We start from the raw sequence: 22,004 nt of genomic DNA, 5'->3' as shown, positions 1-22,004 counted from the left end.
TCGCAGCCACCCGGACCAACGCATCAACGCCTACGCAACGCAGTGCGCGCAGGATCCGAAATTCAGTGATTACAAGGCGCGGGAGCGGTCATCGTGGAAGCAGTCATGGCGCTCCGGGGAATCCTGAATGGTCTGAACCGCAATGAATATCTACGCCCTGCGCTTGCAGCAGGCGCGAGGGGTCGCTTACCGTTGCGCCACCAGCCCATCTGCGCGCCACGGGTGCAGAACCCTGTGGAACAATGCGAGGTAGGTACCCACTACCCATACCGTAGCGGCCATCCATCCGCCCAGAATGTCGGACGGATAATGCACGCCCAGATACACCCGCGAAAATCCGACCAGCAGCACGAACGCCGCCATCGGCACCAGTACCGGCCAGCGCCATCGCGTGTGCCAGGCCAGCAGGATCGCGGTCATGGCCAAGGTCATCGAGCCCATCGCATGCCCGCTGGGGAAACTGAAAGTGTCTTCGGGCAGGATGGATTCCCACAAGGTCGGCCGGTCGCGCTGGAAGAACTGCTTGCTGCCCAGGTTGAGCAGCGCCGAACCCACGAACGCGACGGCGGCGAAGGTCGCTTCTCGCCAGCGTTTGATCAGCACGATGGCCAGCACCACGGCCACATCGACCGCGACTACGCCTTCGTAGCCCGCCGTGGAGACCGCAGCGAAGAATCGGTCCATGCGCGGACCCGCCCAGGCATGCGCGCCCAGCAGCAACGGATCGTCGAACACGAACCGTTCAAGCTCGTGCACCTCGTCGGCCAGCTCGGCGAAGATCCACAGCGGCAACAGCACGCCCAGGAACAACAGCACGATGCGCCTTCCGTTGCGCTGCAATAGTCCCGCGATGGCCCGCGCGCCGCGCGCGGCTGCCCTACGCAACGTTTCGTGCATATCGCTTTTCGACGTAGCCGTCGATGAGGGCGACGAATTCCTGGGCGATGTTCTCGCCACGCAGCGTCACCGCCTTCTCGCCGTCGATGAATACCGGCGCGGTGGGCGCCTCGCCCGTGCCCGGCAACGAGATGCCGATATTGGCGTGGCGCGATTCGCCCGGGCCGTTGACCACGCAGCCCATCACCGCCAGGGTCATGTTCTCGGCGCCCGGGTGGCTGACTTTCCACTCCGGCATCTTCGCGCGCACATGGTTCTGCACCACGCCCGCCAGTTCCTGGAAGAATTCCGATGTCGTGCGTCCGCAGCCCGGGCACGCGGTGACCATGGGCGTGAACGCACGCAGCCCGGTGGTCTGCAGCAGTTCCTGCGCCACGATGACTTCCTGGGTGCGCGACTGGCCTGGTTCGGGCGTCAGCGAAATGCGGATGGTGTCGCCGATGCCTTCCTGCAACAGCACCGCCAGCGCCGCCGCCGAGGCGACGATGCCTTTGCTGCCTATGCCGGCCTCGGTGAGGCCAAGATGCAGGGCGAAATCCGAACGCTGGGCCAGATCGCGGTACACCGCGATGAGTTCCTGCACGCCGCTGACCTTGCAGCTCAGCACGATGCGTTCGCGCGGCAGGCCGATCTCGACCGCGCGTTCGGCCGAATCCAGCGCCGAGCGGATCAACGCCTCGCGCAGCACTAGGCTGGCTTCCCAGGGTTCGGCGCGCTGGGCGTTCTGATCCATCAGCTGCGCGGCCAGCGCCTGGTCCAGCGAACCCCAGTTCACGCCGATGCGCACCGGTTTGTCGTACTTCAGCGCGAACTCGATCAACTGGGCGAACTGGGTGTCCTTCTTGCGGCCGAAGCCGACATTGCCCGGGTTGATGCGGTATTTGCCCAGCGCCTCGGCGCAGGCCGGCTCATTGGTCAGCAGGGTATGGCCGTTGTAATGGAAGTCGCCGATCACCGGCACTTCGATGCCCATCATCCGCAGCTTTTCGACGATGTGCGGCACGGCCGCGGCGGATTCGGGATTGTTGACCGTGACCCGCACCATTTCCGAACCGGCGCGCCACAGTTCGGCCACCTGTTTGACCGTGGAAGCGATGTCGGCGGTGTCGGTATTGGTCATGGACTGCACCACCACCGGGTGGCCGCCGCCCAAGGTGACCGCGCCCACCTTGACGGTGCGGTTGATCCGGCGCGGCGCGGCGCCAGCGGCGATGGGGCCGGCTTCTGCAGGCGATGGGCAGGGGGACGACAGATCGTTCATGTCGGCTATTTTAGACGCTTCCGGGGCCGCTTCATCCCGTCAAGCCTTTCCGCCAGCGAAACAGCTGGGTTAGGGTAACGGGATGATCCAGGACCCCGCCCGCGACATTCTCACCCCCAGCCAGCTCAACACGCTGGCGCGCGACCTGCTGGAAAGCGCCTTTCCGCTGGTGTGGGTGGAGGCAGAGCTGGGCAATGTCACCCGGCCGGCCTCCGGACATCTCTATTTCACTCTCAAGGACGCGCGTGCGCAGGTGAAGTGCGCGATGTTCAAGCCCAAGAGCCAGTGGCTGAAGTTCGTGCCGCGCGAGGGCCTGCGCGTGCTGGGGCGCGGACGCCTAACCCTGTACGAGGCGCGCGGCGACTACCAGCTGGTCATGGATCACCTGGAGGAAGCCGGCGAAGGCGCATTGCGCCGCGCCTTCGATGAACTGAAAGCGAAACTGGCCGCCGAAGGCCTCTTCGACGAAGAACGCAAACGTCCCCTGCCCGCCCACGTGCGCCGCCTGGCCGTCATCACATCGCCCAGCGGCGCAGCGGTGCGCGATGTGCTGAGCGTGCTTGGACGGCGCTTTCCCTTGCTGGAAGTCGATGTGCTGCCCGTGCAGGTGCAAGGCGAAACGGCAGCGGCGCAGATCACCGCGATGCTCAAGCGCGCGGCCGCCTCCGGGCGCTACGACGTGATCCTGCTGACCCGCGGCGGCGGTTCGCTGGAAGACCTGTGGGCGTTCAACGACGAACAGTTGGCGCGCGCCATCGCTGCTTCGCCTGTGCCGGTGGTATCGGCAGTCGGACATGAAACGGACTTCAGCCTCTCCGATTTCGCGGCCGATTTGCGCGCGCCCACCCCGTCGGTCGCCGCCGAACTGCTGGTTCCCAACCGCATCGATCTGTCCACCCGTCTGCAGGGATTGCAACGCCGCATGTCCGCATTGCAGCTGCAGTCGCTGCGGCAGTCGATGCAGCGCGCCGATCGCGCCATGTTGCGGCTGCAAGCGACGCGGCCGCAGGCGCGGTTGCAGTTGCTGCAACGGCGCCGGTTGGAAGCGCAGCGACGGTTGGAATCGGTATGGCGGGAACAATTGGAGCGCCGTCGCACCGCTTTGCGCCATGCCGCAGCGGTGCTGCGTTCCAACCAGCCGCAACGACACGTGTCGACCTTGCAGGAAAAAACCTCGTCGCTAAGCCTGCGCGCACAAGCCGCCACTGCCCGCACCTTGCAACGCAAGACGCTGGAGTTGCGGGGCTTGGCGCGCTCGCTTGAAACGGTAAGCCCGCTGGCGACCATCGCCCGTGGCTATTCGATTCTGCAGGACGATGCCGGGCGCATCGTGCGCAGCGTAGGGGACGCCGCCGCGGGAGACCGGCTCAGCGCCCGCCTGCAGGATGGCGCATTGACGGTTCGCGTCGAAGATTCCAACCAATGAAAGCGTGAAGGCCGCAGAGACGCAAGGTCTCTGCGCACAGTTCTGGAAACGTTCTCAACGAGAACGTAATTGCGCATACGCCATGGGATCGCTGTTTTCAGCGCGAATTCTCATTCTTTTCCCATAGCCAAATGCTATTTGTCATACGAGTTGTCATGGCCTGACATGCAACTGGGCGCGCAAACGTCGCGCTTCGACATCGACCGCAATCATTCAAGGGAGGAATCATGTCCATGCATCCGCACGCGCGTAGTCGCGGCTTCAAGCCGGTCCCCGCCACACCCCGCTTCACTATCCTGGCTCTGAGCTTGCTGCTTGCCCTCCCGGCCGTCGCACAGGAAACCGCCGCACCCAACCAGGATGCCGTGCAACTGGATACGGTCCAGGTTCTGGGCTCGCGCGCAAAGGGCCGCACCGCGGCCGAAACCGCGGCGCCGGTCGATGTGATCAACCGCGAGCAACTGGAGCGCACAGGCGCGCAGGAGGTCGGACAGATCCTGCAGATGCTCGAACCCAGTTTCAATTTCTCGCGCACCACCATCAGCGACGGCACCGACATCCTGCGCCCCGCCACGCTGCGCTCGCTCGGCCCCGACCAGGTGCTGGTGCTGGTCAACGGCAAGCGCCGCCACCAGCAGGCACTGGTCAACGTGCAGCAGACCATCGCCCGCGGCTCGGCGGGCACCGACATCAACGCGATTCCCGTCTCCGCCATCGAGCGTATCGAAGTGCTGCGCGACGGCGCGGCCGCGCAATACGGCTCGGATGCGATCGCCGGCGTGATCAATATCGTGCTTCGGCGCCAGACCGACGAAACCCGGGTATCGTTCGAGGCGGGCCAGACCTACGAAGGCGATGGCACCGTCCTGCATGGCGGCGTCAATACCGGCTTCAAGCTCGGCGATGAAGGCTTCCTCAATCTGACCGTCGAGTACCGCGACCGCGAAGCGACCAACCGCGCCGGCCCCGATCTGCTGCGCGTGGATCCTCCGCGCGTGACGCAGAAGATCGGCGATGCCGACGCCAAGGACGCCTACTTCTGGCTCAACGGCGGACTGCCGATCGGCGCGGGCGAACTGTATTGGTTCGGCGGCATTTCGCGGCGCGAAGGCGATTCCTCCGGGTTCTTCCGCAGCGCCGGCGACGGCCGCACCGTACCGGACCTGTATCCCAATGGCTTCCTGCCCAACATCATCACCACGGTCGAGGACGGTTCGCTTGCGGTCGGTTACCGCGCGCCGCTGGGCGATAACTGGGACTGGGATGTGTCGGTGAACCACGGCCGCAGCAAGTTCGGTTTCCACGAACGCAATTCGGTCAATGTCAGCTGGTGGTACGAACCGGCGCCTGGAGGCGGCATCTACGCGGATTCGCCGACCTCCGCCGATACCGGCACGCTGGAATTCGACCAGACCACCTTCAATCTGGATTTCCGCGGCCGGGTCGACTGGGGCATCGGCAATGAACCGTTGAGCCTGGCTACCGGCTTCGAGTATCGCCGCGACAACTACGCGATCAAGGCTGGCGATCCGGTGTCCTACACCTACGGACGCACCAACGATCCCTCCATCGCGATCCTCGACCAGAACGGCGGTTTCGCCGCACCGGGCATCCAGGGCTTCCCCGGCTTTTCGCCGAACGAAGCGGTCGATGAGGGACGCCATAACTACGCCGTGTACTTCGACGCCGAGTCGCGGTTGACCGAGCGTTTCCTGCTCGGCGCGGCGGTGCGCTTCGAGGACTATTCGGACTTCGGCAACACCACCACCGGCAAGCTGTCCGCACGCTTCGACTTCAGCGACAAGTTCGCCTTGCGCGGCACCGTCTCCACCGGTTTCCGCGCGCCCGGCGTGCAGCAGCTGTTCTACAGCCAGCGTTCGACCAACATCGACCCGGCCACCGGCAATCTGGCCGATACGTTGACCGCGCGCCAGGACAGCGATGTCACCCGCGCATTCGGTATCAACCCGTTGAAGGAAGAAGAATCGACCAGCGCCACGCTCGGCCTGGTGTTCCGCCCCAGCGAGAATTTCAGCCTGACGGTGGACGTATTCCGCATCGACATCGACGATCGCATCATTTTCTCCAGCAACATACGCCCGGAGACCCTCGGCGGCGACGGCCTGGCTTGCGACACCACCAACAGCAACTGCCCGATACGCGCCATTCTCGCGCCGTTCGACGTGGCCCAGGCGCAGTTCTTCACCAATGCCATCGACACCCGCACCACGGGTATCGATATCGTTGGCGAGTACAGCACCGAAGCGGCGGGCGGCACCTTGGACCTGACCGCGCTGCTGCACTGGAACAAGACCGAGGTCACCGACCGCCGCTCGCAATCGGCGATCCTGCCGCCGGCAATGCTGTTCGACGACAGCCAGGTGACCCTGATCGAAGAAGGCCAGCCCGGCGCGCACCATGTGCTGCAGGGCGTGTACTCGATCGGGAAGTGGGACTGGACCTTGCGGGCGAACTACTACGGCTCGGTCTCCGGCTCGGGCTTCGCGCCCAAGCAGACCTGGGACGGACAGACGCTGTTCGATGCGGCGGTGGGTATCGACATCACCGACAAGCTGCGCCTGTCGGTCGGCGCCAACAACCTGCTCGACACTTATCCGGACAAATGGAAAGTCGGCGCGGACGATCCCAACGTCAACCCGTTCCCGTCGCTCGGTTTCGTATACGGCTGGGAGACGCTGCCGTTCGGCATCAATGGCGGCTATTACTACGCCAGGCTTGATTTCAGATTCTGACGGCGCGCCGTGCTCCGGATCGATGACAAAGCAAGCGCCCGCCGCTCAACTGGCGGGCGCTTCTCTTTCCATGGCGTCGACGATTAACCCCACTGTCGGACCTGCCGCGTTGAACTCCCTGTCCACCACGGGAGATCCGCCATGCAACGCCGCCTGCCTCGCACTGCCCTGCCCCACAACGCACTGTTCTTCGCCAGTCTGATCGCCATCGCCGCCATCAGCGGCTGCAAATCCAACCCCGAGACCGCCGCCGAAGCCCCAGCCGACGCTTCCGTACTGCAAGAAGCGGCACTGGACCGCGTGGAAGTCACCGGTACCCGCATGAAACGTGCGGACCTGGAACGGCGCCAGCTTGCGGGCGCCGCCAAGGCGAGCGTCGGTTACGCGCCGCCAGCGCCGCCCGCGCCGATGATGTCCTATGCGCCGACTGGCAATGCGGCCCATGCGCTGATCGCACCGGCCTATGTCCAGGCAGAGCCCGCCAACACCGAAAAATACGCAGAACGCACCGACAACCCCGTACAGCGCACCAGCGAACAGCCTGTTTCCACTTTTTCCGTAGACGTCGACACCGGCAGCTACAGCAATGTCCGCCGGATGTTGAACCAGGGAGTGCGCCCGCCGGCCGATTCGGTGCGCGGTGAGGAATTCATCAACTACTTCAACTATCAGCATCCGGCCCCAGCCAACCGCAACGTCCCCTTCCGCGTCACCACCGAACTGGCGGCCGCGCCGTGGAACAACCAGCGCCAACTCCTGATGATCGGCATCAAAGGCTACGACGTACCCAAAGCGACGCTGCCGCCTTCCAACCTCGTGTTCCTGATCGATACTTCCGGCTCGATGGATTCGCCGGACAAATTGCCGCTGCTGAAACAGGCGTTCTCGATGCTGGTGCCGCAGCTGCGCGAACAGGATCGCGTATCCATCGTGGTCTACGCCGGTTCCGCGGGGCTGGTGTTACCGCCCACGCCTGGCGATCGGCATGACGAAATTCTGGCGGCGCTCGATCGTCTGCAGGCCGGCGGAAGCACCAACGGCGGCGACGGCATCCAGCTCGCTTACGCCATGGTCAAGCAGTCCTACCTGAAGGACGGCGTCAATCGCGTGATCCTGGCTACCGACGGCGATTTCAACGTGGGCACCGTCAGCCAGGAAGCGCTGGAGACGCTGGTAGGCGACCAGCGGAAATCCGGCATTGCGCTGACTACGCTGGGTTTCGGACAAGGCAATTACAACGACAGCATGGCCGAGCGTCTGGCCGATGTGGGCGACGGCAACCACGCCTACATCGATACGCCGCAGGAAGCGCGCAAGGTGCTGGTGGAGGAAATGCAGGCGACCCTGTTGACCATCGCCCGCGACGTGAAGATCCAGGTCGAGTTCAACCCGGCGCTGGTTTCCGAATACCGTCTGATCGGCTACGAAAACCGTCTGTTGAATCGTGAGGATTTCGCCAACGACAAGGTCGATGCCGGCGATATAGGCGCCGGTCACGAGGTCACGGCGTTGTACGAAATCACCCCGGTCGGCTCCGCAGCCGAACGTCTGCCCGCGCTGCGTTACGGCAGCGACAAGCCGGAGGCCGCCGGCAACGCGAACGAACTGGCGCACCTGCGTCTGCGCTACAAGCTGCCCACCGCCGATAGCAGCCGCCTGATCGAAACCCCGATCCTGCGTTCGTCGCTGACTACGCGGCCCAGCCAGTCGCTGCGCTTCGCCAGCGCCGTGTCGGCCTATGCCGACCTGCTGCGGGGCGGCACCCACGTAGAGAAGTGGAGTTGGAACGACGTCGCCGAAGCCGCACGCGGTGCGCAGGGCGAAGACCCCTACGGGTTGCGCAGGGAGTTCGTGGAAATGGTCGGCCAGGCGCGCCGGATCGTGTCCACCGACAGCGCTACGCCGGCTATCGCAGGCGAATGACGGGGCCAGGGCCGCACAAGGACGTGCGGCCGGGTGACCGGAGCGTGTGGCCGCGCCCGCCGATGCTGTCTCAATCCGTGCGACGCACAGATGCTTCCATACCTCCGCGTTCGACCCGACGCGATCCGAGGGATTGGTAATGCGGCTTCAAGGCGCGGTAGTGAACGAGCAGGGCGTGATTTTCTCCATCGTTGTCGTGAAGGAGTCTGCGACGCAGACCAGCGCCTCGGCAGAACGTGCGCGCGTTTCTTTCCAGCATCTTTTCCCCGGCATGCCGATCATTCTCGCTTCGCGGAGCCCGAGCGGCCGTTTCAAATATCAAGGGCGCCTGGACATCGTGAGGTTCCTGTCCAGGACCGACCCCAGCCGGATCCCGTGGAAGGAGTACACCGTTTCTTAGAGCTTGTTCGCGATCCCTTAAATGATCCGCGGAACTGAAAAATAAGCCCGTCATCCCCGCGAAGGCGGGGACCCAGCGACTTTAAGCTTTTCTATAAGCCATACGGTCTCGGCGCGAAAGACACTGGGTCCCCGCCTTCGCGGGGATGACGAATCGTTTTTTAGCGAAGGCGCAATTCGCGGGCGGCGATCAATCCCAATTCGGCTCCAGCGGCGCCGGCGGCAATCCGCCGATCTGGGCCGCGGGCCGCCCCAGCAGATAGCCCTGCCCGTAACTGCAGCCCAGATCGATCAACGCCTGGCGCTGCTCTTCGGTTTCCACGCCTTCGGCGATGGTGTCGATGTTCAGGGTGTTGGCCAGCGCAAGGATCGCGCGCACCAGGGCCAGGCTTTCCGGCCTGCCTTCGCCACCTATGCCGGCGATGAAGCTGCGGTCGATCTTCAATACCGAAATCGGGAAACGATGCAGATAGGAAAGAGCGGAGAAGCCGGTACCGAAATCGTCCAGCTGGGCCAGGATTCCGTGCTGGCGCAGCATGCGCAGGGTACGCAGGGTGCGGGGTGCGTCGTCGAGCAGCGCCACTTCGGTGATCTCTACCCGCATGCGCGCCGGGTCCGCGCCGACCGCGTAGAACATGGCCAGCAGACGGTCGGCGAAATCCGGCGAACGGAAATGCCGCGGCGACACGTTGACCGAGATGTAACCCTCGCCGCCGCGCGCCAGTTGTCCGACCACGTGCTCGTACAGCAGCCAGTCCACCTGCTCGATCAGGCCGCTGTCCTCGCCCAGACTGATGAATTCGGCCGGCAGCAATAAACCGCGACGCTCGTGCTGCCAACGCAGCAGCGCTTCATGGCCGATGATCGCGCCATCCTCAAGGCGCTTGATCGGCTGGTAGAAAGGCAGGAAATCGCGATTGTTGATGGCCCGGCGCAGATCGGCTTCCAGGTCCAGGCTTTGCATCGCCTCTTCGCGCATCGCTTCGTCGAATACCGCATAACGATCGCGGCCCTGCGCCTTGGCGCGGTACATCGCCGCATCCGCGTCGCGCAGCAGCTCTTCGCCATTGCGGTAGCGCGGGTGCCAGGCGGCGATGCCCAGGCTGGCCGAGGGAAACAGTTCGCGCCCGGCGACCCACATGGGCCGGCCCAGCACCGACAGGATGCGCTGGGACAACTCGCGCGCGCTTTCCAGACCGTCGGCGTATTCGATGAGGATGGCGAACTCGTCGCCGCCCAGGCGCGACACGACATCGTTGCCGCGCACCGTGGAAGTGATACGCCGCGACACTTCCACCAGCAATTCGTCGCCGGCGGCGTGGCCGATACTGTCGTTGACCAATTTGAAGCGGTCCAGGTCCAGGAACAGAACTGCGAATTCCTGCCCATCGCCGTGGCGGGCGCGGTTGATGGCCGCGGACAGGCGTTCCAGCAGATGCGGGCGGTTGGGCAGGCCCGTGAGTCCGTCATGGGTGGCCTGATGGGTCAGGCGCTGCTCGGCGCGCAGGCGTTCGCCCATCTGCGCCAGCAATTTGGCGTTGGCCTCGGCAAGCTCATGGGTGCGGTCGTCGACGCGCCGCTCCAGTTCGGCGTGGGCGGCGCGAAGATGCTGCTGCGCGCGCTGCTTGGCCAGACCGTTGCCTATGTTGTGGGCGACGAAAGTGAGCAGATTCTGGTCATGCGGGCTGAAGCTGACGTCAGGCGAGTAACTCTGCACCGCGATGACGCCCACCACCTCTTCGTCGCGATACAACGGCACGCCCAGCCAGCTGTAGGCATGCGGCCCATATTCGTGCACCTTGCCCTGCGCACCCAGTTCGCTCAGCTTGGCGCGGTCGGCCAGCAGCGGGCTGCGGCTGGCGATGACGTGTTCGGTCAAGCCGTTGGTCAGTCTGCGCGACAACCGCATCGGGTCGCGCTCGTCGATGGAATACGGGAAATCCAGCGTCTCGCCGTCGTCCGACAACAGGGCGATGTAGAAATTGCGCGCGTAGATCAGCTCGTCCACCACCGCATGCACGTCGGCGTAGAAACGTTCCAGATTTTCGGAGGTGATGGCCAGCTCGGCGATGCGGAACAGCGCGCGCTGCAGTTTCTCGGCGCGCTTGCGCTCCAGGATTTCCGCCTGCAGTTCGCGGTTGGCGCGTTGCAGTTCGTGGGTGCGCGCCTCGATGCGGCGCTCCAGGTCCACGTGCGCGTGCTTGCGGTCCAGCGCGGTGAGGATGTGCTGGGCCACGTAACCCAGCAAGGCGCGGTCCTCGTCGGCATAGCTACCCGGCGTGTCGTAGCTCTGCACCACGATGGCCCCGCATACCCGGTCTTCGCGGCGCATCGGCACGCCCAGCCAGTCCAGGCTGTCTGGGCCGTGCGAGGGATCGCGCACCACGCCCATTTTCTGCCGCACCGCAGTGGAAGGCCCGCGCACGGGCTGGCCATGGCGCAACAGGGCGAAGGTCAAGCTGTTGGGCATCTCCTCTTCGGTGAATTCGCGTTCGGGATCGGCGACATAGGTGTCTTTCTGGTCCACGAAATGCAGGAAGCGCACGCTGCGGCGCTGGTCGTCGTAAAGCACGATGTAGCAGTTGTCGGCCGACATCAGCGAGCCGACCACCGCGTGGATGCGCCTGAGCATTTCCGGCATTTCCAGATCGGCGCTGGCCAGGTCGGCGATTTCGTACAACGCCTGCTGCAGGCGCTTGGATTTTTCCAGCGACACGATGCGCGCCTGCGCGCGCGAGGAATCCAGGGTAGCCACCACCAGGGTCTTGGCCAGCGTCAGCCACGACTGGCGCTCGCTGCCAGACATGGGCGAAGGCATCGCGGCCGCCACCGCCATGCGTGCATTGCCGTCGGCGTTGTCCCAGGCATGGACCAGTCCCTGCGGCCCGTCGGTTTCGGCATCCGGATCCGACAGGGCCAATTCGGCGCTGCGGCGCAAGCCCGCGCTTGCCCCGGGCGAAATCGCCCCACCGCTGCCCAGGGCCCAGTCGCGCCAGCACACCGCGACCGAAGCGCCCGCAGGCAGCAGGCCACGCAAGATCGCCACGATGCGTTCGGTGGGCGAAACCGCCGCTGCCGGCGCAGGGGGTATCTCGCTCACGGACAAGTCGTTGAGGGAGGCTTCCGCAGCATCGATAGTAGGCAGTTGCACGGATTCCCCAAGAATGAACGTATGGACGCGATACGCGGTCCTTGCGTCTCCGGCGGAGAAACCCCATCCCCGCCGGGTGGACGTTATCAGGTTCCATGAACAGCGCCATGGTTCCGGCGGTTTCCGCGCCACTTCCCTTCCTATACGGATTGCCCGCCCTGCGGCGGCCAGTCCGCGGGCATGCGCGCGGCTATGCGGATTGTGGCCCAAGCTTTACGCTTGTCAGGGTGAACGACTTCTCAGAACCCGCAGACGAGACCCTGATGCTGGCCTACGCGGGCGGCGACATGGCTGCGTTCGAGCAGCTTTACGCGCGTCACCGTACCCGCCTGTACCGGTTCCTGCTGCGCCAGCTGCGGGACCAGGCGCTGGCGGACGAGTTTTTCCAGGACGTCTGGCAGCGGGTGATCACCGCGCGCGAGGGCTGGAAACCCGAAGCGGCCTTCACGACCTGGCTGTTCCGTATCGCGCACAATCGCCTCACCGACCATTGGCGGGCACTCAAGCATCGGCCCCCGGCGCCGGTGGATGGAGATGAACGCGCGGCGCGGGTGCCCGATCCGGAAACGCCCGAACGCATCCTGTCCGACTTCGAGCAGCGCCGGCGCCTGCAGCTGGCCCTGGCCGAGCTTCCGGACGACCAGCGCGAGGTGCTGCAACTGCGTCTGGAGCAGGAACTGACCCTGGAGGAAATCGGCGAGATCACCGGCGTAGGCCGGGAAACAGTCAAATCGCGGTTGCGCTACGCGATGGACAAGCTGCGCGCGAGATTGAGCGAATGAAATCCTATTCCCCCGAACCGTTGACCCCGGAAGAGCGCGAACTGGCGCGGCTGACCGGGCACCTGGGCCCGCAAGGCGAACCTTCCACCGCGCTGGATGCGCGGATCCTGGCCGCCGCGCATGCGGCGCTGGAGCGCAAACAGCCCGTCCGCCGCAAACCGCGCTGGCCGGTGGCCATGGGCCTGGCCGCCTCGGTGGTCTTCGCAGTGGGCATCGCCTGGCAGTTGCGGCCGTTGCAACAGACGCCGATGGCGGCCACCGAAGTGCCTGCCGACGAGGCCGTCGCAACCCAGGTGCTGGCCGTGCAAGCTCCTGCACCCTCGCGAGAAGGCCCTGCTGCGGCTTCGGCGGCCGCAGACCTGGCCAGCGCCGGGGCTCCGGCCGAGCCCATGCCGACCGAACAGGCACCGCCCGCCCCCGCTAAGGTCCTGGCCCCATCGCCTGCCGAGTTCCACGTGCCGCCGCCGAGGCAGCCGATTGCGCGTGCCAAAACCCGGACTTCCGATACGGGCAGGCAGGCTCGGGGGGCGGGCACCACAGCCACTGCGGCAGTCCCGCCGCCACCGGCCCCGCCTGCTCCCGTGGCGATGGCGCCGGCCGCATCGACGGCTGAAGCCCAGGCGCCAATGGCGTTCGCCCCGGAACCGCAAGAACGCGAGAGCGACCACTTCGGTTATTCGGCGCGCGCCATCGACAACTCCGCATCCAGCGCCGGCGTCATGTCAGCCAAGCCGCAGGCAGACGCGATGGCGGAATCCAAATCGACCCGGGCGGCCGCTTCCGCACGCCAGAAGGAAAGCGCCTCACTGGATCGCATCGAAGTAACCGGCTCGCGCATGAAGCGCACCGACCTGCAGGTACCGGTTTCCGACGACGCCCAGTTGCCGGTCAACGAATGGCTGGAACGCGTGCGCACCCGCTACGGGCTGGGCGACGCCGGCGCGGCCAAGCAAAGCCTGCTGCTGTTCGTGAAGGACCACCCCAGCGAACCCGTGCCGGGCGACCTGGAACCCTTGCTGGAAGAATGACCGACACCCTCGCCAAGGCGGCGACGCATCAGCTCGAGGTCAAGCACAGCCGGTTCATCGCCCAGGCCGCACCGGCGACTTCCCCGCAAGCCGCCTTGGCATTCCTTGCCCAGGTCGCCGATCCCGAGGCCACGCACAACTGCTGGGCCTACCGCATAGGTTCGGAGTACCGCTCCAGCGACGACGGCGAACCTGCCGGCACCGCGGGCCGCCCCATCCTGGCCGCTATCGAGGGCCAGGGCTGCGATCAGGTCATGGTGGTGGTCACCCGCTGGTATGGCGGGATCAAACTGGGTGCGGGCGGCCTGGTCCGTGCTTACGGCGGCGCGGCCGCCGAATGCCTGCGTACGGCCGAGCGCCGCCTGCTGGTGGAGATGCGCGAGCTCCGGTTCGGTTGCGTCTTCGACGATCTGGGCAACGTGCATGCCGCCCTGTCGGGTTACGGTGCGGAAAAGGTGGACGAGGATTTCGACGAAACCGGCGCCGTCCTGCGCATCAGTTTGCCCGCAGACCGGGTGGACGCCTTGAAAACCCATCTGCGCGACGCCACCCGTAACCGTGTGCGTTTCGCCGAATCGGATCCCGAATGACCTCCCTCCCCGCTGCTTCCGCCGATACCGCTTCGGCAACGGCCGCTTCTGGCTCCACTTCTCCCAAGCCAAAACCAAAACTGGGCAGCCTGCGTGCGCTCTGGCCTTTCGTGCGCCGGCACGCCGGGCTTTTCGGCGCATGGTTGGTCGCATTGGCGGTGGCCTCGGCCGCGACTCTCAGCCTGCCGGTCGCGTTCCGGCAGATGATCGACAACGGATTTTCAAGCGGCAGCAATGTCGATCGCGCCTTCCTGTTCCTGTTCGTGGTCGCGGTGGTCCTGGCGCTGGCCAGCGCGGCGCGCTTCTATTTCGTTTCGCTGCTCGGCGAGCGCGTGGTCGCGGATCTTCGCAAGCAACTTTACGGTCACCTGATCGGCTTGGGCGCGGGTTTCCACGACCGCACCCGCAGCGGCGAACTGGTGTCGCGTTTGTCGGCGGACAGCGAACTGTTGCGCAACGTGGTGGGCACCAGCATGTCGGTCGCCTTGCGCAGCACGGTCACGGTGATCGGCAGCCTGACCATGCTGTTCATCACCAGCCCGCGGCTGGCCGCCTTCGCGCTGGTCGGCATACCCCTGGCGGTATTGCCCATCATCCTGGGCAGCCGTCGTCTGGAAAAAGCGTCGCGCGCTAGCCAGGACCGCGTCGCCGATGCCAATACGCTGGCCAGCGAAACCCTGGGCGCGGTACGCACCGTGCAGGCCCATGCGCGCGAGCCTTATGAGCAGGGCCGCTTCGGCGCGGCGGTGGCGGTGGCGGTGGAAACCGCTCGCAAGCGCATCCGCGCGCAAGCATGGGTCACCGCTGCAGCCATCACTTTGGTGTTCGGCGCGATCGTATTGGTGCTGTGGTCGGGCGCACACGATGTCATCGGCGGGCGCATGAGCGCCGGCACGCTGGCGCAGTTCGTGCTGTATGCGTTGGTCGGCGGAGGTTCGGTCGGCGCGCTGGCGGAGGTATGGAACGATCTGCAACGCGCTTCCGGCGGCATGGGCCGGATTGCGGAGCTGTTGCAGGAGACTTCCGAAATCACGGCCCCCGCTCATCCGCGCACGCTGCCGATGCCGCTGCAAGGCGACATCCGTTTCGACAACGTGGTCTTCCACTACCCCTCGCGTCCGGACCTGCCGGCCTTGGACGGTTTCGATCTGGAAGTGCGTCCGGGCGAAACCGTGGCCCTGGTCGGCCCCTCCGGCGCAGGCAAGAGCACCGTGTTCTCCATGCTGTTGCGCTTCCACGATGCGCAGTCGGGCGGTATCCGCATCGACGGCGTGGATCTGCGCGAACTGGACCCCTCCGATCTTCGCGAACACATCGCGCTGGTGCCGCAGCAGCCCACCATTTTCGCCGCCAGCGCCGCCGAGAACATCCGCTACGGCAAGTTGGACGCCACCGATGCGCAGCTGCAGGCAGCCGCCGAATCGGCCGAGGCGGACGATTTCATCCGCGAGCTTCCGGAAGGTTTCGCAAGCGAACTGGGCGAGCGTGGCGCCCGCCTCTCCGGCGGACAGCAACAGCGCATCGCCATCGCCCGTGCGCTGCTGAAGGACGCGCCCATCCTGCTGCTGGACGAAGCCACCAGCGCGCTGGACGCGCAGAGCGAGCGCGCCGTGCAAAGCGCGCTGGAACGCCTGATGGAAGGCCGCACCACCCTGGTCATCGCGCACCGACTGGCCACCGTGCTCAAGGCCGACCGCATCGTGGTCATGGACCGCGGCCGCATCGTCGCCCAGGGCACGCATGCGGAATTGATAGCCCAGGACGGCCTTTACGCCGAACTGGCGCGATTGCAGTTCATCGACTGAGCGCCAGGCAAGAGCTCGCGCCGGGACGGCGCTCCCACCAACTCCGATATAGCGTGGGAGCGCCGTCCCGGCGCGAGCTCTTCATCGCAACTCCGATATCCTTACTGCGCCAGCTCAAACTTCCCAGCAACACCACCAATACGGGTAATCGCGAAAATCCCTGACAATCCCGGCGCGCACCGGATTCAATAGGCAGTACTCCACCTGCGCTCCAAGGGCCGACTCGTCGCGTATTCCACGATCATGGTAGCCGGCTTGCCAGATACCGCCATCGGTCCTCGCAGCCTTTGCAATGGCGTGGGAGGTATAACTCTTGAACCGGTGCATGACCTGCGACAGCGAAAACTCGCCCAGCCCAAGCACCAGATGCACGTGATCCGGCATCACCATCACGGCCTTGAGATCGATTGCCTGGTGTTGATCCAGCCAACGAGCGCAGCTCAGAACGATCTGCGCCGAGTCTGGATCGCTAAAAAAGCGACGCGATTACGACAACAGCTGGTCAGCAGGTAGTAACCACCTTCCTCGGAAACACGGCCTGTTCTTAGCTTGCAGGAAGACGCAGACATCGGGGCGCTGCCCAAAGCATTTCGACAGCTGAGATTCTCCCGTCATCGACTGCACTGGAGAATGGGATTATTGACTATCCGCGGACAGGAAATCACTGACAACAGCGTAAGAGCTCGCGCCGGGACGGCGCTCCCACCAGCTTCCGCCTATCGTGGGAGCGCCGTCCCGGCGCGAGCTCTTTGCCAGGATCGCTCAACCGGTCTGGGCCTGCAACTCAGCCGATACGCGCGGCGGCCGGCTGGGCCAGGCATGCCGCAGAATCCGCCAGATCACTTGCCCGAACTGCTTCGGCAGCGAACCGGTGTTGTAGTGCTGGCCGTAGCGGGCGCAGATGGCCTTCACTTCCGGCGCCATTTCCGCATAGCGATTGGCCGGAATGTCCGGATAGAAATGGTGCTCGATCTGGTGGCTCAGATTGCCCGACATCACGTTGAGCAGTTTTCCGCCGGCCAGATTGGAGGAACCTCGCAGCTGGCGCTGGTACCAGTGGCCGCGCGATTCGTTGCGGATCGATTCCTTGGGGAAAGTTTCAGCATCGGCGGTGAAATGCCCGCAGAAGATGATGGTGAAGGTCCACAAGTTGCGCAGCAGGTTGGCGACCACATTGCCGGCCAGCACGGCCAGGAAGAACGGGCCGGCCAACAGCGGAAACACCACGTAGTCCTTCAGCACCTGCCGCAACATCTTCTTGCCCACCGGCTTGAACGCCTTGCGCATCTGCGCATTGCTGGTCTTGCCGGCCCACCAGCGACCCAGCTTCAGATCCTGGATGGCCACGCCCCACTCGAACAGCAGCGCGAACACCACCGCGATGAACGGCTGCAGCAGGAAGAACGGACGCCAGCGCTGCTCCGGGAAAATGCGCAGCAAGCCGTAGCCGATGTCGTCGTCCATGCCGCGCACATTGGTGTAGGTGTGGTGCTGGAAATTGTGCGTCTTGCGCCAGCTGGCGCTGGTGCCGGCGATGTCCCACTCGTAGGTCTTGCCGTTGAGGTGGGGGTCGTTCATCCAGTCGTACTGGCCATGAATGACGTTGTGGCCCAGTTCCATGTTCTCCAGGATCTTGGACAGCGCCAGCAGCAGAACGCCAGCGATCCACGTTGCCCAGAACAAACCGGCGAAGGCCATGGGCAACGAAGCGAACAACAGCACCCGGCCGCCGATTTCCGTATAGCGCACCGCCTTGACGATGCCGCGGATGTAGTCGGCGTCCCGCTGCCCCAGCGTTGCGACGGTGCGGGCGCGCACGGCATCCAGTTCGGCGGCGAAACCGTCTAGTTCGGCAGAGCTCAGCACGCGGTTGCGAGGGTTCCGGTTCATGGCCTTCATCAGAGATCGAGGACGAGGTCGGTGCTGGCGCTGCTGATGCAGAGCTTCAGCGCGGAAGCGGGTTCGTGGAAAAATTCGCCGGTATGCAAGTGGCGGGTGACGCCGGAAGACTTGCCGCAGGCGCAGGTATTGCAGATGCCCATGCGGCAGCCGGACGCCGGCTTGAAGCCTTCGGCTTCCAGCGCGGTCAGCAGCGACTGGCCGCGCGGCAGGGTGAGCGTGCGGCCGCTGGCGGCCAGGGTGACCTGTACGCTGCCGGTGTCTTCGATCACGCGCGGCGGCGGTGAGAAGGCTTCGGCCTGGAAAGACTTGGCGGCGGCAAGCGCGACGCGCGCACTATCGACGAAACCGCCCGGGCCACAGGCGAACACCTGCTGCGAGGAAACATCGCCGACCAGCGCCCGGATCAGATCTTCGCTGAGCCGGCCCATTGCTTCATCGCCGACAGGCGGTTCACGGGTCAATACGAAACGCGCGGAAAAATTCGCGTGCTGCGCCGCCAGCTTGTTCAGTTCATCGACGAAGCAAAGTTCATTCCGCGTCCGCGCCCAATAGACCAGGGTCAGCGGCACCGGCATGCCCTGCTTCGCCAGTGCGCGGGTCATGGAAATCAAAGGAGTGATGCCGCTGCCGGCGGCGAGGAACAACCAGTCGCCCTGCGGTGTGGCCGGCAGGGTCATTTCGCCGAAGGCCTGGCCGATTTCAAGCACCTCGCCGATGCGCGCGCCGGTGCACAGATGGCGGCTCAACTTTCCACCGTCGACGCTTTTTACCGTGATCGCCAGGCGACCGTCGGCGGCCGAGGCATTGGTCAGGCTGTAGCTCCTGGTCACCCGTACGCCGTCCAGCTGGGCGCTGACATTGAGGTGCTGGCCTGCCTGGAAACCGGCCCAGTGGCCGTTGGGTTGCAGCCAAAGGGTCACCGAATCGGCCGATTCCGCCCTGCGGGCCGTGATACGCGCCATTGGGCGCTCCCAGGACCAGGTCGGATTGAGTTTGGATGCCCAGAAATCAAAGACTTGTGGGACCACCAAAGGCCGAATCAGGCTTTTGAGCCTGTTCCGGGAGCGAGGGCTGGCAGGGCGGACCAAAGCATTCATGACTAACACTATACAGGCGCAGATACAGTCGTGTATACAACTGTATATTAACAAGGCCGATATGATGATCGCCATGTTCCACTCGAGTCCTGCCCCATCACCGTGATCCCGCACCCCGAAGTACACCCCGACGGCGACCCGAGCACTGGCCGCAAGGCCTCGATTTCACGCGAAGACTTGCTGGCCGCGGCCTTGAAGCTGATCGGCCCGCACCGCAGCGTGTCCACGCTGAGCTTGCGCGAAGTGGCGCGCGAAGCCGGCATCGCGCCCAACAGCTTCTACCGTCAGTTCCGCGACATGGACGAACTGGCCGTGGCCCTGATCGACCTGGCCGGGCGCTCACTACGCAAGGTCATCGGCGAAGCGCGCCAGCGTATCGGCTCGGACAAGAGCATCGTGCACGGGTCGGTCTCGACCTTCATCGAACAGCTACGCGCCGACGACAAACTGCTGCACGTGCTGTTGCGCGAAGGCACGGTGGGGTCGGACGCTTTCAAGCAGGCGGTGGATCGGGAACTGGAATTCTTCGAGGACGAACTGCGCATCGACCTGATTCGCCTGGCCGCCGCCGACGGCGCTACCCTGCACGAGCCCGCGCTGGTGTCCAAGGCCATCACCCGCCTGGTGTTCGCCATGGGCGCCACGGCCATGGATCTTCCGCCGGAAAAAGATGCGGAGCTGATCGACCAGCTGGCGCAGATGGTGCGCATGATCCTCACCGGCTCGCGCGCCATCGCCGAAGAGTAGGTCGGGGCCACGTCCCCGACCCACGCATTGCGAGATCGCACGCACGTCGGGGGCGTAGCCCCGACCTACGGGTTGATGCGGATTGGCGTGCCCACCGGCACCAGCCGCCATATCTCTTCTATCTGCGCGTTGGTGACGGCTATGCAGCCGTCGGTCCAATCGCGCGTGTATCCGGGCGGCGTGCTGCCGTGGATCATGATGTCGCCGCCCGGATCTACGCCGCGCTTCCTGGCTTGCTCGCGATCTGTCTGGTTGGGGTAAGACACCCGCAGCGACAGATGGAAACGGCTTTGCGGGTTGCGGTAAGTGATGCGGTAGTCGCCTTCCGGGGTGCGCTCGTCGCCCTGCTGACGCTTGGGGCCCATTGGCGCATCGCCCAACGCGATGCGGTAGGCGTGCAGCACTTTTCCATCGCGCAACAGTTCCATCCTGCGCGTGGATTTGAATACGCGGATTGCATCGGCTTGCTCGCTTTTCGGCGCAAGATCCGGTGCCGCCGATGCATCGCGGGGAAGAAGGATTGCCAGCCAGAAAATGGCGAGCAGCCACGACCGCATCAGGGCAATGCCCGGACTATCAGTTCGGCGACGTCGCTGCTGGCCGGCAAGGTGCCGAAGGCCAGACCATGCCTGCCCTGCAGGCGACTGGCTACGAACAGGCTTGCCGCAGGGCTGCCGGATCTCAGCATTACGGCCGCCTGCAACGTCAGTGCCAGGCGCTCTACGAGCATGCGGGCGCCGAATTCGTCGGCCGATTGCGATGCGAGCTGCGCGCGCAGTTCCGCGACGGCCCGATCGAATCCCGCATCGCGACCCTTCGCGGTTTCAAGCTCGGCCAGCAGCGCGGCACCGGCCTCCGCTTCCCGCGACAACGCACGCAGCACATCCAGGCATTGGATGTTGCCGCTGCCTTCCCAGATGGAATTGAGCGGCGCCTGCCGGTACAGCCGCGGCAGCATCGATTCTTCCACGTAACCCGCCCCACCCAGGCATTCCTGCGCCTCGTTGACGAAGGCCGGCGCGCGTTTGCACAGCCAATACTTGCCGATGGCCGTGGCGATCCGGGCGAAAGCGGCTTCGGCAGCGTCCTGCGGCGCGGCGTCGACCGCACACGCGACGCGCAGAGAGAACGCCAGCGCCGCTTCGGATTCCAGCGCCAGGTCGGCCAGCACGTTGCGCATCAATGCGTGTTCGACCAGCGGTTTTCCGAAAGTGGCGCGATGGCGCGCATGGTGGATCGCCTGCGCCAGGGCCATACGCATTTCCGCGGCGGCGCCCAGCATGCAGTCCAAACGGGTGAACATCACCATCTCGATAATGGTCGCCACGCCGCGGCCTTCCTCGCCGACGCGCCGTGCCCACGCACCGCAGAACTCGACCTCGGACGAAGCATTGGACCAGTCGCCCAGCTTGTCCTTCAAACGCATCAGCCGGAAAGCGTTCTTGTCGCCGTTGTCCAACCAGCGCGGCAGCAGGAAACAGGTCAGCCCGCCGGGCGCCTGCGCCAACACCAGAAATCCGTCGGACATCGGCGCCGAGAAGAACCACTTGTGCCCGACCAGCGCGTATTCGCCTTCGCCTGCGAGCGGCGTGGCGACGGTGGCATTGCTGCGCACATCCGAGCCGCCCTGCTTTTCGGTCATGCCCATGCCCAGGGTGATGCCGGATTTCTGCGCAATGGGAAGATCGCGCGGATCGTAGGAAGGCGCGGCCGCCTTGTCGGCCCATTCGCGCAACGCCGGTTCGCGGCGCAGTACCGGTACCGCCGCATGGGTCATCGTCAATGGACAGCTGGTGCCGGCTTCCACCTGGTGGTGCAGATAGCTGAGCACGGCGCGGGCGACGTGCGCGCCGGGTTGCGGCTCATGCCAGGAAAGGCCGGCGACGCCATGGCTTTTAGCCGCTTCCATCAGCCGGTGGTAGGCCGGGTGGAATTCCACCGCATCGATGCGGTGGCCGAAGCGATCGTGGGTCTTCAGACGCGGCTTGTCGCGGTTGGCGTCGAAACCGATGCGGTAAAGCTCATCACCTGCGAGCCGCGCGTAGTCCGAGAGCCGCGGTGCGAAGGCGGCCGCGCCTTCGCGCGCCACCGCTTCGCGCAATACCACGTCGTCCGCCCACAGATCGCGCGGCTCGAAGGCCGGCGGCTGGTTGTCGACGCGATGGGTTTCGAAGGGCGGCAGCTTGTCCATGGGCCGATTCTAGCGGCAGGAAGCTTGCAGGAACGCGTAGGGGCGGGGTAGG

17 protein-coding genes are annotated in these 22,004 nt (G+C 65.1%); 9 read left to right on the top strand and 8 right to left on the bottom strand.

What is annotated here, in order from left to right:
- Positions 1-186: 186 nt before the first annotated feature.
- Positions 187-897: a phosphatase PAP2 family protein gene (locus tag BLR66_RS00905; RefSeq protein ID WP_093279761.1), complete on the bottom strand. Its 711-nt coding sequence runs from the start codon at positions 895-897 to the stop codon at positions 187-189.
- Positions 878-2,158 carry a flavodoxin-dependent (E)-4-hydroxy-3-methylbut-2-enyl-diphosphate synthase gene (gene ispG / locus BLR66_RS00900; protein WP_093279760.1) on the bottom strand — a complete coding sequence of 427 codons (1,281 nt, stop codon included), beginning with the start codon at positions 2,156-2,158 and terminating at the stop codon, positions 878-880. Before ispG ends, BLR66_RS00905 begins: the two co-directional genes overlap by 20 nt.
- Before the next feature lie 82 nt (positions 2,159-2,240).
- Here ispG and xseA point away from each other — a divergent pair, with 82 nt between their 5' ends.
- The 4 genes from xseA (at position 2,241) to BLR66_RS00880 (ending at position 8,660) form a co-directional block, all read left to right on the top strand.
- Positions 2,241-3,584: an exodeoxyribonuclease VII large subunit gene (gene xseA, locus BLR66_RS00895; RefSeq protein WP_093279759.1), complete on the top strand. Its 1,344-nt coding sequence runs from the start codon at positions 2,241-2,243 to the stop codon at positions 3,582-3,584.
- A gap of 227 nt (positions 3,585-3,811) precedes the next feature.
- Positions 3,812-6,337: a TonB-dependent receptor plug domain-containing protein gene (locus BLR66_RS00890; RefSeq protein WP_218119583.1), complete on the top strand. Its 2,526-nt coding sequence runs from the start codon at positions 3,812-3,814 to the stop codon at positions 6,335-6,337.
- Positions 6,338-6,478: 141 nt separating this feature from the next.
- Positions 6,479-8,260: a vWA domain-containing protein gene (locus BLR66_RS00885; protein ID WP_093279757.1), complete on the top strand. Its 1,782-nt coding sequence runs from the start codon at positions 6,479-6,481 to the stop codon at positions 8,258-8,260.
- 139 nt (positions 8,261-8,399) lie between these two features.
- Positions 8,400-8,660 carry a hypothetical protein gene (locus BLR66_RS00880; RefSeq protein WP_093279756.1) on the top strand — a complete coding sequence of 87 codons (261 nt, stop codon included), beginning with the start codon at positions 8,400-8,402 and terminating at the stop codon, positions 8,658-8,660.
- A gap of 189 nt (positions 8,661-8,849) precedes the next feature.
- On the opposite strand, the gene BLR66_RS00875 is transcribed toward BLR66_RS00880, so the two are convergent.
- On the bottom strand, positions 8,850-11,759 hold the full coding sequence (locus tag BLR66_RS00875) for a bifunctional diguanylate cyclase/phosphodiesterase (RefSeq protein ID WP_255402258.1): 2,910 nt from the start codon (positions 11,757-11,759) through the stop codon (positions 8,850-8,852).
- 278 nt (positions 11,760-12,037) lie between these two features.
- On the opposite strand from BLR66_RS00875, the gene BLR66_RS00870 reads away from it, so the two are divergent.
- The 4 genes from BLR66_RS00870 to BLR66_RS00855 are packed head-to-tail and all read left to right on the top strand — an operon-like array spanning position 12,038 to position 16,015.
- Positions 12,038-12,592 (top strand): RNA polymerase sigma factor, encoded by a 555-nt coding sequence (locus BLR66_RS00870; RefSeq protein ID WP_093279755.1) that lies wholly within the window; start codon positions 12,038-12,040, stop codon positions 12,590-12,592.
- Complete coding sequence (locus tag BLR66_RS00865) at positions 12,589-13,620, top strand: hypothetical protein (RefSeq protein ID WP_093279754.1); 1,032 nt, start codon at positions 12,589-12,591, stop codon at positions 13,618-13,620. Before BLR66_RS00870 ends, BLR66_RS00865 begins: the two co-directional genes overlap by 4 nt.
- Entirely contained in the window at positions 13,617-14,210 is a 594-nt protein-coding gene (locus BLR66_RS00860) for an IMPACT family protein (protein ID WP_093279753.1), read from the top strand. The genes BLR66_RS00865 and BLR66_RS00860 overlap by 4 nt, the downstream gene beginning before the upstream one ends.
- The gene (locus tag BLR66_RS00855; protein ID WP_093279752.1) at positions 14,207-16,015 is read left to right on the top strand and encodes an ABC transporter transmembrane domain-containing protein; all 1,809 of its coding nucleotides are present in this window, start codon (positions 14,207-14,209) and stop codon (positions 16,013-16,015) included. The genes BLR66_RS00860 and BLR66_RS00855 overlap by 4 nt, the downstream gene beginning before the upstream one ends.
- Before the next feature lie 114 nt (positions 16,016-16,129).
- Here BLR66_RS00855 and BLR66_RS00850 read toward each other — a convergent pair whose 3' ends face one another.
- The 3 genes from BLR66_RS00850 to BLR66_RS00840 all read right to left on the bottom strand — a co-directional run bounded on the left by BLR66_RS00850 (position 16,130) and on the right by BLR66_RS00840 (position 19,014).
- Positions 16,130-16,459: an REP-associated tyrosine transposase gene (locus BLR66_RS00850; RefSeq protein ID WP_255402362.1), complete on the bottom strand. Its 330-nt coding sequence runs from the start codon at positions 16,457-16,459 to the stop codon at positions 16,130-16,132.
- Positions 16,460-16,777: 318 nt separating this feature from the next.
- On the bottom strand, positions 16,778-17,905 hold the full coding sequence (locus tag BLR66_RS00845) for a fatty acid desaturase family protein (protein ID WP_093284107.1): 1,128 nt from the start codon (positions 17,903-17,905) through the stop codon (positions 16,778-16,780).
- A gap of 8 nt (positions 17,906-17,913) precedes the next feature.
- Positions 17,914-19,014 (bottom strand): ferredoxin reductase, encoded by a 1,101-nt coding sequence (locus tag BLR66_RS00840; protein WP_093279750.1) that lies wholly within the window; start codon positions 19,012-19,014, stop codon positions 17,914-17,916.
- 102 nt (positions 19,015-19,116) lie between these two features.
- On the opposite strand from BLR66_RS00840, the gene fabR reads away from it, so the two are divergent.
- The gene (gene fabR, locus BLR66_RS00835; RefSeq protein WP_093279749.1) at positions 19,117-19,761 is read left to right on the top strand and encodes an HTH-type transcriptional repressor FabR; all 645 of its coding nucleotides are present in this window, start codon (positions 19,117-19,119) and stop codon (positions 19,759-19,761) included.
- 65 nt (positions 19,762-19,826) lie between these two features.
- Here the strand turns inward: fabR and BLR66_RS00830 are convergent, their stop codons facing one another.
- Both BLR66_RS00830 and BLR66_RS00825 read right to left on the bottom strand, forming a co-directional pair.
- Positions 19,827-20,318, bottom strand: coding sequence for a L,D-transpeptidase family protein (locus BLR66_RS00830; RefSeq protein ID WP_093279748.1), 492 nt, complete (start codon positions 20,316-20,318; stop codon positions 19,827-19,829).
- Entirely contained in the window at positions 20,318-21,952 is a 1,635-nt protein-coding gene (locus BLR66_RS00825; RefSeq protein WP_093279747.1) for an acyl-CoA dehydrogenase family protein, read from the bottom strand. Before BLR66_RS00825 ends, BLR66_RS00830 begins: the two co-directional genes overlap by 1 nt.
- Positions 21,953-22,004: the final 52 nt, after the last annotated feature.

It is taken from the genome of Pseudoxanthomonas sp. CF125, assembly GCF_900104085.1.
Classification (GTDB): Bacteria; Pseudomonadota; Gammaproteobacteria; order Xanthomonadales; family Xanthomonadaceae; genus Pseudoxanthomonas_A.
This window is presented reverse-complemented; position numbering and strand designations above follow the sequence as displayed.

Coding starts and splice junctions, on each gene's coding strand:
- BLR66_RS00905 (WP_093279761.1), bottom strand. CDS start 897: ATGCACGAAACGTTGCGTAGGGCAGCCGCGCGCGGCGCGCGGGCCATC.
- ispG (WP_093279760.1), bottom strand. CDS start 2,158: ATGAACGATCTGTCGTCCCCCTGCCCATCGCCTGCAGAAGCCGGCCCC.
- xseA (WP_093279759.1), top strand. CDS start 2,241: ATGATCCAGGACCCCGCCCGCGACATTCTCACCCCCAGCCAGCTCAAC.
- BLR66_RS00890 (WP_218119583.1), top strand. CDS start 3,812: ATGTCCATGCATCCGCACGCGCGTAGTCGCGGCTTCAAGCCGGTCCCC.
- BLR66_RS00885 (WP_093279757.1), top strand. CDS start 6,479: ATGCAACGCCGCCTGCCTCGCACTGCCCTGCCCCACAACGCACTGTTC.
- BLR66_RS00880 (WP_093279756.1), top strand. CDS start 8,400: ATGCGGCTTCAAGGCGCGGTAGTGAACGAGCAGGGCGTGATTTTCTCC.
- BLR66_RS00865 (WP_093279754.1), top strand. CDS start 12,589: ATGAAATCCTATTCCCCCGAACCGTTGACCCCGGAAGAGCGCGAACTG.
- BLR66_RS00860 (WP_093279753.1), top strand. CDS start 13,617: ATGACCGACACCCTCGCCAAGGCGGCGACGCATCAGCTCGAGGTCAAG.
- BLR66_RS00855 (WP_093279752.1), top strand. CDS start 14,207: ATGACCTCCCTCCCCGCTGCTTCCGCCGATACCGCTTCGGCAACGGCC.
- BLR66_RS00845 (WP_093284107.1), bottom strand. CDS start 17,905: ATGAACCGGAACCCTCGCAACCGCGTGCTGAGCTCTGCCGAACTAGAC.
- BLR66_RS00840 (WP_093279750.1), bottom strand. CDS start 19,014: ATGAATGCTTTGGTCCGCCCTGCCAGCCCTCGCTCCCGGAACAGGCTC.
- BLR66_RS00830 (WP_093279748.1), bottom strand. CDS start 20,318: ATGCGGTCGTGGCTGCTCGCCATTTTCTGGCTGGCAATCCTTCTTCCC.
- BLR66_RS00825 (WP_093279747.1), bottom strand. CDS start 21,952: ATGGACAAGCTGCCGCCCTTCGAAACCCATCGCGTCGACAACCAGCCG.